At 69.7% G+C, this 12,314-nt stretch carries 12 protein-coding genes; 11 read left to right on the forward strand and 1 reads right to left on the reverse strand.

The genetic code is table 11. The features are described from left to right. Nucleotides 1-100 precede the first annotated feature (100 nt). On the reverse strand, nt 101-1,033 hold the full coding sequence (locus ACWD3D_RS24430) for a hypothetical protein (RefSeq protein WP_451462949.1): 933 nt from the start codon (nt 1,031-1,033) through the stop codon (nt 101-103). Between the two features lie 941 nt (nt 1,034-1,974). On the opposite strand from ACWD3D_RS24430, the gene ACWD3D_RS24435 reads away from it, so the two are divergent. From ACWD3D_RS24435 to ACWD3D_RS24485, 11 genes are all read left to right on the forward strand, one after another. Continuing rightward, the gene (locus ACWD3D_RS24435; RefSeq protein WP_451462950.1) at nt 1,975-2,964 is read left to right on the forward strand and encodes an ABC transporter ATP-binding protein; all 990 of its coding nucleotides are present in this window, start codon (nt 1,975-1,977) and stop codon (nt 2,962-2,964) included. Next, complete coding sequence (locus ACWD3D_RS24440; RefSeq protein ID WP_451462951.1) at nt 2,961-3,821, forward strand: MlaE family ABC transporter permease; 861 nt, start codon at nt 2,961-2,963, stop codon at nt 3,819-3,821. The genes ACWD3D_RS24435 and ACWD3D_RS24440 overlap by 4 nt, the downstream gene beginning before the upstream one ends. A 3-nt stretch (nt 3,822-3,824) precedes the next feature. Next, on the forward strand, nt 3,825-4,628 hold the full coding sequence (locus tag ACWD3D_RS24445; protein ID WP_266711964.1) for an MlaE family ABC transporter permease: 804 nt from the start codon (nt 3,825-3,827) through the stop codon (nt 4,626-4,628). Then, the gene (locus ACWD3D_RS24450; protein WP_451462952.1) at nt 4,628-5,935 is read left to right on the forward strand and encodes an MCE family protein; all 1,308 of its coding nucleotides are present in this window, start codon (nt 4,628-4,630) and stop codon (nt 5,933-5,935) included. The genes ACWD3D_RS24445 and ACWD3D_RS24450 overlap by 1 nt, the downstream gene beginning before the upstream one ends. Next, a complete protein-coding gene (locus ACWD3D_RS24455) occupies nt 5,932-6,963 on the forward strand; it encodes an MCE family protein (protein WP_328718256.1) in 1,032 nt (343 codons plus the stop codon). Before ACWD3D_RS24450 ends, ACWD3D_RS24455 begins: the two co-directional genes overlap by 4 nt. After that, a complete protein-coding gene (locus tag ACWD3D_RS24460; protein WP_451462953.1) occupies nt 6,960-7,979 on the forward strand; it encodes an MCE family protein in 1,020 nt (339 codons plus the stop codon). The genes ACWD3D_RS24455 and ACWD3D_RS24460 overlap by 4 nt, the downstream gene beginning before the upstream one ends. Before the next feature lie 2 nt (nt 7,980-7,981). Beyond that, nucleotides 7,982-9,214, forward strand: a complete 1,233-nt coding sequence (locus ACWD3D_RS24465) for an MCE family protein (RefSeq protein WP_451462954.1) — start codon at nt 7,982-7,984, stop codon at nt 9,212-9,214. Then, the gene (locus ACWD3D_RS24470; RefSeq protein WP_451462955.1) at nt 9,211-10,368 is read left to right on the forward strand and encodes an MCE family protein; all 1,158 of its coding nucleotides are present in this window, start codon (nt 9,211-9,213) and stop codon (nt 10,366-10,368) included. Before ACWD3D_RS24465 ends, ACWD3D_RS24470 begins: the two co-directional genes overlap by 4 nt. Further along, nucleotides 10,365-11,618, forward strand: a complete 1,254-nt coding sequence (locus ACWD3D_RS24475; RefSeq protein WP_451462956.1) for an MCE family protein — start codon at nt 10,365-10,367, stop codon at nt 11,616-11,618. The genes ACWD3D_RS24470 and ACWD3D_RS24475 overlap by 4 nt, the downstream gene beginning before the upstream one ends. Next, nucleotides 11,615-12,136 (forward strand): hypothetical protein, encoded by a 522-nt coding sequence (locus tag ACWD3D_RS24480; RefSeq protein ID WP_451462957.1) that lies wholly within the window; start codon nt 11,615-11,617, stop codon nt 12,134-12,136. The genes ACWD3D_RS24475 and ACWD3D_RS24480 overlap by 4 nt, the downstream gene beginning before the upstream one ends. After that, a partial coding sequence (locus ACWD3D_RS24485) for a hypothetical protein (RefSeq protein ID WP_451462958.1) occupies nt 12,133-12,314 on the forward strand: 182 nt, incomplete at its 3' end. The genes ACWD3D_RS24480 and ACWD3D_RS24485, both read left to right, overlap by 4 nt.

Consider the following 12,314-nt stretch of genomic DNA (forward strand, 5'->3'; position numbering starts at 1 on the left):
CCGCCCTCGAATCGAGGGCGGCCCCACCGTCGTGCGGCCGTGCGGGAGGGGCAGGGCTGTCCTGATCGGACCGGGCCCGGCCCGATCAGGACGAAGGGCCCTACTTCACGGCCGAGTGCCAGTACTGGGAGAGGTCCTTGCCGGCGTTCGGCGCGGCGGCGCCCGGGTCGTTGATGGTGACGACGTTGGTCTGCGCGTTGTTCAGCGTCAGGCTGTTGGTGCCGGAGGCGGCGGGCAGGCCCGTCTTGAGGTTGACGGCCCAGTTGAGCAGTCCGGCGCCGCAGCCGCTGGCGCCGGGGGCGGAGAAGGTGGTGTCCGACTGTGTGGCGCCCGCGAGGCTGATGCGGCCCAGCACGCCCTCGGGGTTGTCGGAGCCGTCCCCGTTGAACTGGAAGGAGCCGACCGAGGGCAGCGTCGAGTTCTTCGGGTGCAGCAGGATCGGGTTGGAGGAGCTGCCGATGTAGCAGTTGTCGCCGAGCAGCGGGTTGGTCAGGTGGATGCGGACCGGCAGGGTGATGATCGGTGTGGTGGTGCCGAGGCCGGCCAGGAGCTTGAAGTCCGAGGGGTTGTTGACGGACTCGATGGTCGCGGTCACCCGGTTGAGGTTGACGTCGGCGAGGCTGTTGCAGATGCCGGTGATGACGAAGATGTCGCTCGGGCACATCAGCCCGAGGAGACCTCCGGGAATGTCGGCGGGCGCGGCGACCAGCGCGCCCCCGGCCGGCGAGACTGCCGTCGAGGCGTTGTTGGGGTGGGTCACCACACCGAGCTGGAGGTCGCTCGCGCCGAACGGGACCACGGTGTTGCCGAGCTTGATGGTGCCGCTCGCGGAGTGGGAGGAGACGCAGACCGCGGTGTCGGTGGCGCCGTCGGCGGCCAGCATGGCGGCCGAGTCCACCGGGCACCGGGTGAAGGAGGCCCAGTTGCCGTTGAGGGTCGTGGCGGCGGTGGCGGACCCCATGGACGCGAAGGCACCGAGGGCGGTGAGGCCGGCCAGCAGTCCCATGCGCGTCCGGTTCGAAGTGGCTCTCATGTCATCCCCTTTGACGGCAGCCGCCGTTGGGTCGGCGGCATGCGCGGAGTTGCTCGGAAAGCGCCCCGGAACGGGCGCCGAGAACGGGCGGTACGTCCGCCGAGGGAAGCGGCTCCGGCGGCGACGAGAATCGCTACGGTGAAAATGAGCGCCGAATCGGTGGGATCTGCTCCCTGGCGACTCTGCTCTTATCACCGAGCCGTGACGTTACTGGCGGGTCACACCGGTGCACAATGGCGGCGTTTGACAATCCTCGAAGGCATCCTTGTTCTCGTGCCTGGGTGAGTGCTTATCCGGCCATTCTTGTCAGATGGTGAGCGGAGGGCTTGTCGCGTGAAATGCGGAGCCCAGCTCTCCGTTTGTGTGGGTCGTCCGGCCGGTGCATACCGTGCGGGGCGCGTGTGACGTGCGGGGATCTGGCCGGCGGTGGATCGAGAGGCCGGGGAATTATCACCCGAGAACAGTTCCCGCAGCCGGTCTGCTCACTTCCCGCGCAGAAATACGGGGCCGTAGGTTTGGCCGGGAAAACTTGGACAACGTGTATTGCCTGTCAGGTTACCCGCCCGTAGCCTCGCCCCGTGAGTACCCGGCCGGCCGTGCGGGTCTCCGTCGTCACGTGCGGGATCGGAATCCGGAGCGGCCCGCCGCGCCGGTCCTCCCTCCCGGGAGCCCACCGTCCCGCCACCCCCCTGCGGCCCGGACTCTCGCCCCTCGGGGGCACCTCGACCCCGGCTCACCCGGGGCGGGGATCTCCCGCCGGCGCCGTCCGTGGTGAGTACGCAGCAAAGAACAAGGTTTCCACCGGACTTTGTCACTCGATGACAAGTGTGCCGATCTTTGGCCTCTTGACCGTTCGAGGGCTTGTCCTGGTGGTGCCGGTGAACTTAACGTGCGCCCCTCGGCGCATTTCTGTCACTTCGTGAGTGCACGCAGGAGGTGGGATGGGAATCGAAGTCGTTGTCGAAGGCCTTACCAAGTCATTCGGCAAACAGAACATCTGGCAGGATGTGTCACTCACGCTTCCCGCCGGTGAGGTCAGCGTCATGCTCGGGCCGTCAGGTACCGGGAAGACCGTGTTCCTGAAATCCATCATCGGGCTCCTCAAGCCCGAGCAGGGGCGCGTCCTCATCAACGGTGTCGACATGGTGAACAGCCCCGAAAGGGACATCTACGAGACCCGCAAGCTCTTCGGGCTCATGTTCCAGGACGGCGCCCTTTTCGGCTCGATGTCCCTTTTCGACAACATCGCCTTCCCGCTGCGCGAGCACACGCGCAAGTCGGAGTCCGAGATCCGCCGCATCGTCATGGAACGCATCGACATCGTCGGCCTCCTCGGCGCCGAGGGCAAGCTGCCCGGAGAGATCTCCGGCGGCATGCGCAAGCGGGCCGGGCTCGCCCGCGCCCTGGTCCTGGACCCGCAGATCATCCTCTGCGACGAGCCGGACTCCGGCCTCGACCCGGTGCGCACCGCCTACCTCTCGCAGCTTCTGATCGACCTCAACGCGCAGATCGACGCGACGATGCTGATCGTCACCCACAACCTCGACATCGCGGCCACCGTCCCCGACAACATGGGGATGCTCTTCTCCCGCAACCTCGTCACCTTCGGCCCGCGCGAGGTGCTGCTCACCAGCGACCTGCCCGTGGTCTCCCAGTTCCTCGCCGGGCGCCGGCACGGACCCATCGGCATGTCCGAGGAGAAGGACGCGGCCCTGCTCGCCGCGGAGGCGTCCGACGGCTACGGCGGCCACGCCGACCAGCAGCCGCGCGGAGTCGTCCCGCAGCTCGAACCCTCGCCCGGCATGCCCGTACGGCAGGGCGCCCTGCGCCGCCGCGAGCGGGTCGCCGCGATGATGCACCAGCTGCCGGTCGCCGCCCAGCACGCCATCCTGCGCAGCCAGGCCCCGGCCGCCGGCGGTGCCCGCCCGTGACCGCCGAGATACCGGTGCGGCCCGCCGAGCCGCCGCAGAAGCCGCCGCCCGCGCCCGTACCCTCCTCGCAGCCCGTGCAGCGGCAGCCCACGCGGCTGCTCGCCCCGCTGCGGGAGACCGGGAAGCTCTTCGCCCTCGGGATCGCGGTGACCCGGGCCGTCTTCCGGCGCCCCTTCCAGGCGCGGGAGTTCATCGAGCAGTTCTGGTTCATCGCCAGCGTCACCATCCTGCCCGCCGCGCTCGTCTCCATCCCGTTCGGCGCGGTCATCGCCCTCCAGGTCGGCTCGCTCACCGAGCAGTTGGGCGCCCAGTCCTTCACCGGCGGCGCCAGCGTCCTCGCCGTCATCCAGCAGGCCAGCCCGCTCATCGTCGCGCTGCTCATCGCGGGCGCCGGCGGCTCCGCGATCTGCGCCGACCTCGGCTCCCGCAAGATCCGCGAGGAACTCGACGCGATGGAGGTCATGGGCGTCTCGCCCGTACAGCGCCTCGTCGTCCCGCGCGTCCTCGCCACCATGTTCGTCGCCCTGCTCCTCAACGGCCTGGTCTCGGTCGTCGGTACGCTCGGCGGCTACTTCTTCAACGTGATCATGCAGGACGGCACCCCCGGGGCTTACCTGGCCAGCTTCTCCGCGCTCGCCCAGCTCCCCGACCTGTGGATCAGCGAGTTCAAGGCTCTCATCTTCGGCTTCCTCGCCGGGATCGTCGCCGCCTACCGCGGCCTCAACCCGCGCGGCGGACCCAAGGGCGTCGGCGACGCGGTGAACCAGTCCGTCGTCATCACCTTCATGCTGCTGTTCTTCGTGAACATGGTCCTCACGGCGGTCTACCTCCAGATCGTCCCCGCGAAGGGGGGCTGACCGATGTCCATGCTCAGCTGGCTCGACCGCTCAGGCGATCAACTCAACTTCTACGTGCGGGCCTTGATCTGGATACCGCGCACCCTGCGCCGGTACACCAAGGAGGTGCAGCGACTCCTCGCGGAGGTCGCCTTCGGCAGCGGCGGCCTCGGGGTCATCGGCGGCACCATCGGCGTGATGATCGCCATGACGCTCTTCACCGGGACCGTCGTCGGCCTCCAGGGATACGCCGCCCTCAACCAGATCGGCACCTCCGCCTTCACCGGCTTCATCTCCGCCTACTTCAACACCCGTGAGATCGCGCCCCTGGTGGCCGGACTCGCGCTCTCCGCGACCGTCGGCGCCGGCTTCACCGCCCAGCTCGGCGCGATGCGGATCAACGAGGAGGTCGACGCGCTGGAGGCGATGGGCGTCCGCTCGATGCCCTACCTCGTCACCACCCGCATCATCGCGGGCGTCGTCGCCATCATCCCGCTCTACGCGATCGGGCTGCTCTCCTCGTACGTCGCCTCCCGGTACATCACCGTCCTCTTCAACGGCCAGTCCGAGGGCACCTACGACCACTACTTCAACCTCTTCCTCTCGCCGGACGACGTGCTGCTCTCCGTCCTCAAGGTGCTGATCTTCAGCGTGCTGGTGATCCTCGCCCACTGCTACTACGGCTTCCGCGCCGAAGGCGGCCCCGCCGGGGTCGGCATCGCGGTGGGCCGCTCGGTGCGCAACGCGATCGTGCTGATCAGCGTCACCGACTTCTTCCTCTCGCTCGCCATCTGGGGCGCCACGACGACCGTGAAGGTGGCCGGCTGATGAACGCGCAGACGGTACGCCGCAGAGCCGCCGGGGTCACCTTCCTGCTGGTCCCCGCCGTGCTGGTGTGGGTCTCGGTCTCGGTGTACCAGAAGGACTTCCAGAACGACGCCACCGTGACCGTACGCACCGGCTCGGTCGGCAACGAGATGCACGACAACGCCGACGTGAAGCTGCGCGGCGTCGTCGTCGGCCAGGTCCGCTCCATCACGGCGGACGGCGACGGGGCGAGGCTCACCCTCGCCATCGACCCGGACAAGCTCGACCAGGTCCCCGCCGACGTCACCGCCCAGATGCTGCCGACCACCCTCTTCGGGGAACGGTTCGTCGCCCTCGTACCGCCGCAGGTGCCCTCGGGCGAGGCGCTGCGCGCCGGAGCGGTCATCCCGCAGGACCGGTCCAGCAACGCCATCGAGCTGGAGCAGGTGCTCGACAACGTCCTGCCGCTGCTGACCGCCGTGAAGCCGGAGAAGCTCTCCGCCACCCTCACCGCCGTCTCCCAGGCGCTCGAAGGGCGCGGCGAGAAGCTCGGCGACACCCTCGTCACCCTGGACGCCCACCTCAAGAAGCTCAACCCCCAACTCCCCACGCTCAACCGGGACATCCAGGAACTGGTGAAGGTCAGCTCGGTCTACGCGGACGCGGCGCCGGACATCGTCGACGCGCTCACCGACTTCACCACCACCAGCGGCACCCTCGCCGACCAGCAGGCCGAACTGGCCGGCCTGTACGGGACGGCGACAGGCGCCGCCCAGGACGTCACAGCCTTCCTGCGGAAGAACAAGGACAACCTCATCCGGCTCTCCGCCTCCGGCCGTCCCACCCTGGAAGTCCTCGCGAAGTACTCCGACGAGTACCCCTGCACCCTGCGCACCATGGCCGGCATGGTGCCCGCCATGGACAAGGCGCTGGGCAAGGGCACCGACCAGCCGGGCCTGCACGTCACCCTCAAGACCGTCCCGTCGAAGGGCAAGTACGTCGCGGGCCGGGACACCCCGAGCTACACGGCCACCGGCGGCCCGCACTGCTACACCGTGCCGTACCTGGGGGCCACCGCACCCACCGCCGAGGCCCGGGTGGCCGCCGACGACAGCGCGACGGCCGCCACCGGCGACGTCACCGCCGAAGGCACCACGGACGCGGCAGCCGGCGAACGCACCCTCGGCATCGCCAACTCTCCCGAAGAGAGCGCGCTCGTCAACGAACTCGTCGCTCCCACACTGAAAGTCCAGCCGCAGGACCTGCCCGACTGGAGCAGCGTGCTCATCGGTCCGGCCTTCCGCGGTGCGGAGGTGAAGCTCAAGTGAAGCGCCGCTCCCTCGCGGGACCCCTCACGAAATCGATCGTCTTCGTCCTGGTGACGACACTGGCGACCACCGTGCTCGCCCTGTCCATCGCCAACACCGGTGTCGGGGACACCACGTCGTACAAGGCCCGGTTCACCGACGCCACCGGGCTCGTCGTCGGCGACAGCGTCCGCATCGCCGGGGTCAAGGTCGGGCAGGTCGAGTCCATCGGCCTCGCCGACCGCCGGGTCGCCGAAGTCCGCTTCGCCGTACGCAAGGGGCGTACGCTCCCCGCCTCGGTCACCGCGTCCATCAAGTACCTCAACATGGTGGGCCAGCGTTACATCGACCTCGACCAGGGCGCCGGGCCCGTCGGCCAGAACTTCACGGCCGGAGAGACCATCCCGCTCGCCCGCACCACCCCCGCGCTCGACCTGACCCAGCTCTTCAACGGCTTCCAGCCGCTCTTCGAGGGCCTCTCGCCGCCCGACGTCAACGAGCTGGCCGGCTCCATCGTCCAGGTGCTCCAGGGCGAGGGCGGCACGGTCGACAGCATCCTCGAACACGTCGGGTCGCTCACCACGACCGTCGCCGCCAAGGACAAGGTCATCGGCGAGGTGATCAAGAACCTCAACGAGGTGCTGAAGACGGTCAACGACCGCGAGGCCGGATTCACCGAACTGGTCGACACCCTTCAGCAGTTGGTCACCGGCTTCGCCGGGGACCGCAAACCGCTCGGTGAGGCCGTCACCGCGATGGGCGCCCTCACCACCGTCACGGCCGACCTCTTCGAGGACGGCCGCAAGCCCCTCAAGGACAGCATCAAGCAGGTCGGCCGGCTCTCCGACCAACTCGCCGACGCCACGCCGGAGATCGAGAACTTCCTCGCGAAGACCCCGGCCAAGATGGAGGCGATCACCCGCCTCACCTCCTACGGGTCGTGGATGAACCTCTACCTCTGCGAGGCCAAGGTCTCCGGGGTCACCACCAGCGACGGCAGCACCCCGCCCACCGGCATCGCGATCACCGAACCGAGGTGCCAGGCGTGAACATCACCCCCATCAGGGAGCGCAACCCCGTCGCCGTCTCGGTCGCCGGCATCGTCGTCCTCGGCCTCGTCGGGTTCGCCGCGTTCCACGCCGACGCCCTGCCCCTCATCGGGGGCGGCACGACCTACACCGCCGACTTCTCCGAGTCCGCCGGGCTCGCCGACGGCGACGAGGTCCGCATCGCCGGAGTGAAGGTCGGCGAGGTCACCGGCGTCACGCTCGACGGCGCCAAGGTCAAGGTCTCCTTCCGGGTGAAGGACGCCTGGATCGGGAACTCCAGCACCGTCGGCATCGCCATCAAGACCCTCCTCGGCGACAAGTACCTCGCCGTCGACCCGCTCGGTACCACCGCCCAGGACCCGTCCCGGCGCATCGGCGCCGACCGCACCACCTCCCCGTACGACGTCACCCAGGCGTTCAACGGACTCGGCGAGACCATCGACGAGATCGACACCGACCAGCTCGCCGCGAGCTTCGACGCGATCTCCGACACCTTCAAGGACTCCCCGGCCCACGTCCGCAGCGCGGCGGACGGCCTGTCCGCCCTCTCCCGTACGGTCTCCGAGCGCGACGCCGAACTCGCCACCCTGCTGGGAGCGAGCAAGCAGCTCACCAAGACGCTCTCCAGCAAGGAGAGCTCCTTCGAGACGCTGCTGAAGGACGGCAACCTCCTGCTGGGCGAGATCCAGGCCCGCCGGGACTCCATCCACCAGCTGCTCACCGGCACCAAGAACCTCGGCATCCAGCTCACCGGTGTGGTCCAGGACAACAACAAGCAGCTGAAGCCCACCCTGGACGCGCTCGGCAGGGTCACCGCCGTCCTGGTGAAGAACGAGGACAGCCTGAACAAGGTGCTCTCGATGGCCGGCTCCTACAACCGGCTCGTCGGCAACACCCTCGGCAGCGGCCGCTGGTTCGACAACTACGTCTGCGGTGTCGTGCCCAAGAACTACCTGCCGGCCGACGCGACCCCCGCGACCGGATGCATGCCGCCCAAACAGGAAGGGGGCAGCTGAAGATGAGACTCACGCGCGTCATCGGCATCGGCGCGGGACTCGCGGTCGTCGCCGTCGCGGCCACCTCCGGAGTGATGGCCCTCGACCAGGAGGGCACCACCACGGTCACCGCGTACTTCGACCGGGCCACCGGCGTCTACCCGGGCTCCGACCTGCGCATCCTCGGCGTCAAGGTGGGCAGCGTCACCTCCGTCGAACCGCAGGGCCAGGAGGTGCGGGTCACCCTCCGCGTCGACAAGGACATCAAGGTCCCCGAAGGGGCGCACGCCGTGCTCGTCGCCCCCAGCCTCGTCGCCGACCGGTACATCCAGCTCGCACCCGCCTACACCGGCGGCGCCACCCTCGCCGACGGCGCGGTACTCCCCGCCGACGGCAACGCCGCACCCGTGGAGGTCGACCAGCTCTACGCCTCCATCACCGAACTCTCCACCGCGCTCGGCCCGGACGGCGCCAACGCCAACGGGGCGCTGGCCCGGCTCCTGGACACCGGGGCCGAGAACCTCGACGGCAACGGCAAGGCCATCGGTGACTCCATCGAGGAGTTCGGCAAGGCGACCAAGACCCTCGACAAGAGCAGCACCGACCTCTTCGACACCCTGTCCTACCTCCAGTCCTTCACCACCATGCTCAAGGACAACGACGGCGAAGTGCGTTCCGCGGAGCAGCAGTTGGACTCCGTCACCGGCTTCCTCGCCGAGGACAAGGAGAACCTGAGCGCCGCGCTGTCCGAACTCGCCACCGCTCTCGGCCAGGTGAAGACCTTCATCGAGGACAATCGCGAGTCGCTCAAGACCAATGTCGACGCGCTCGTACCGCTCACCCAGATCCTCGTCGACCAACGGGCCTCGCTCGCCGAGTCCTTGGACACCCTCCCGCTCACGGCCGGCAACCTCGTCAACGCGTACGACCCGGTCAACCGGACCCTGGACGGACGCGCCAACCTCAACGAGCTGAGCATGGGCGGCTACTTCCCCGACCAGCCCGCGGCGACCGGCAGCACGGTGACCGACAGCGCGGCGACCGACAGCGGCGCGAGCCCTCTGAGCGGACTCGCCGCGGTCGACGCCGACCGCCAGGCCGAACTGCCCGTCCTCCCGCTGCCCGCCGTCGGCACCGTCTACGGCACGCCCGAGAAGTCGGCCACCGGTACGGAGAAGTCCGGGGCCGACGGCTCCGGGACCGACGGCTCGGCGACCGATGGCTCCGGGACCGAGAAGAAGGAGGCCGGCCGATGAGCAGGGCCGCGCACGGCCCCAGAAGCCGGGTGATCGCCGGGGCCGCCTCGGTGGCCGCCCTCGGCGTCGCCCTGGTGCTGGTGGTCACCCAGGTCGACGCACCCTCGTTCAGCGGGATCGAACAGCTCCCGCTCCCCGGCGGCGCCGACCTCGGCGACCACCCGTACGAGATCACCGCCGAGTTCGCCGACGTACTCAGCCTCGCCCCGCAGTCCTCCGTCAAGGTCAACGACGTCGCGGTGGGCCGGGTGACCGACATCGCGCTCGGCAAGGACGGCTGGACCGCGAAGGTCACCATGCGGATCAACGGGAGCGTCTCGCTCCCCGCCAACGCCTTCGCCCGCCTCGAACAGTCCAGCCTGCTCGGCGAGAAGTTCGTCCAGCTCGCCCCGCCCACCGAGGGCAAGGCCGAGGGCGCCCTCGCGGACGGCGACCGCATCCCGCTCGTCCGTACCAACCGCAACCCGGAGGTCGAAGAGGTCCTCGGCGCCCTCTCCCTGCTCCTCAACGGCGGCGGCGTGGCCCAGCTCAAGACCATCACCACCGAGCTGAACAAGGCACTCACCGGACAGCAGCCGGAGATTCGGTCGATGCTCCAGCGGGTCGACACCCTCGTCACCGACCTGGACGACCACAAGGAGGACATCACCCAGGCCCTCGACGGCGTCAACCGGCTCGCCGCCACCCTCGCCACCCGCAAGCAGGACGTCGGCACCGTGCTCACCGGACTCAGCCCCGGCCTCAAGGTCCTGGAGGACCAGCGCGGCCAGCTGCTGACCATGCTGCGTTCGCTCGACACCCTGTCCACCGTCGCCGTCGACACGATCAACAAGAGCAAGGCCGACATGATCGCCGACCTCAAGGCCCTCGCGCCCACCCTCCAGGCGCTCGCCGACTCCGGCGACGCGCTGCCCGACTCCCTCCAGGTGCTCGCCACCTACCCGTTCACGGACGAGGTGCTGCGCGGCGTGAAGGGCGACTACCTCAACGTCTATCTGGACATGACGGCCACCCCCGGCACCCGGATCATCCCGCCGTACGACCCCGACGCGACGACCACCCCGACCGAGCCGACGGCGGAGACGGCGTCCCTCGCCTCGCTGCCCCTGCCGCTTCCCTCGGTGACCGCTTCGAGCACCGGGAGCGAGCGATGATCACCACGGCCGTCCGCCTCAAGAACATCGCCTTCCTCGTGATCTCGGTGCTGGTCCTCGGCTTCCTCGGCGTCCGCTACGCCGACCTCGGCCACTTCGTCGGACTGCGCGACTACTACACCGTCAAGGTGCAACTCCCTCAGACGGGCGGCCTGTTCACCCACTCCAACGTCACCTACCGGGGCGTCTCCGTGGGCCGGGTCGGACCCATCGAGCTGACCGACGACGGCGTCGAGGCCGAACTGCGCATCGACAACGACTCCCCGCCCATCCCCGACAGCCTCACCGCCGTGGTCGCCAACCTGTCGGCCGTCGGCGAAGAGTACGTCGACCTGCGCCCCACCCGCGCCACCGGCCCGTTCCTCGGCAACGGCTCGGTGATCGACCAGGCGGACACCACCATCCCCGCGCCCCCCACCGACGTACTCGTCAGCGTCAACGACCTGGCGTCCTCGGTGGACCTGGAGTCGCTGCGCACCGTCGTCGACGAGTTCGGCACCGCGCTGGCCGGCCGGGGCGACGACCTCCAGGTCCTGCTGGACACCGGCAGTGAGTTCGTGGACGCAGCCGACAAGGCGCTCCCCGCCAACATCAAGCTGATGCAGGACGGCGAGACGGTGCTGCGCACCCAGGCCGAACAGGGCGAGGCGCTCAAGGGCTTCGCCGACGGGGCGAAGGACCTGGCCGCCGAGCTGAAGGGCTCCGACAGCGACCTGCGGCGGCTGATCGCCGCCACCCCGGGCGCCGCGACCCAGCTCAGCGCGCTCATGCGCGACCTGGACCCGGGCTTCGGCGTCGTCGTCGCCAACCTCCTCACCACCTCCGAGGTCGCCGTCACCCGCCAGCGCGGCATCGAGGAACTGCTGGTGAAACTGCCCGCCGTGGCCGCCGCCGGAGCGAGCGTGGTGGACGAGGACGGCGCACGATTCGGCATGGCCGTCACCTTCTTCGAACCTCTGCCCTGCACCGCCGGATACGGCGGCACCGTCTACCGCAACGGCCTGGACACCACCCAGGGCCCCGCGGCAAACACCCGGGCGCGCTGCACCTCGTCCCCCGGCACCGGCATCGAGGTCCGCGGCTCCGCCAACGCCCCCAAGGGCGGCGCGGTCCCCGCGCCGGTGAAGCCGGTGACGACGCTGAGCGGCTCCACGGCGGACACGATCCTCCCCGGCGCCCTGTCCGCCACCCCTTCCGGCGGGTCCGCCACCACCATGGCCGGGCTGCTCGGGCTGGGGGGAGGCGAGTGAGCGCGCGGGCGAAGAACCTCACGGGCTGGGCGGTCCTCCTCGCCGCCGTACTCGTCTGCGCACTGGGCGGCTGGTCCTACGCGGCGGCCCGGGGCGACGACTCCCTCGCGTACGCCAAGAGCCGGGACGCCGCACTCGCCGCCGGCCGGAGCCAACTGGCCCGGCTGAACAGCATGGACGGCACCGACGCCGCACGGATCGATGCCGGACTCGAGGGCTGGCTGCGGGTCACCTCCGGACCGCTCCACGACCAGCTGAAGAGCACCCGTGCCAAGGACGCAGCCGCGTTCCGGTCGGCCGGCACCAGCGCCAAGGGCACGGTCACGGACGCGGCGCTCACCGCCCTCGACGAACGCGGCGGGACGGCCGAGCTGATCGCCACCGTGGACGTGAAGGTCACCCCGCGCACCGGAGTGGCCGGAACCGAACGCAAACGGTTCGAGGCCGCCCTGGAGCGCACGGGCGACGGCTGGAAGGTCAAGGCACTCACCGCGATCCCGGTCGGAGCGGCCACATGAGCGCGACCCGGGCGAGCGCGGCACACGCGCACGACAGCGGAGAGGCGGCGGTGATGAGCGTAACCGGCCAGGACGTGGAGGAACGGGAGGAGCGTTCCGCGGAGGAGGTCGTCCCCGAGCCAGAGGCGGTCACCCCCGAGGAGGAAGCTCCCATGGGCGCCACCGGGCGTTTCGCCCG

It is taken from the genome of Streptomyces sp. NPDC002690, from assembly GCF_053592415.1.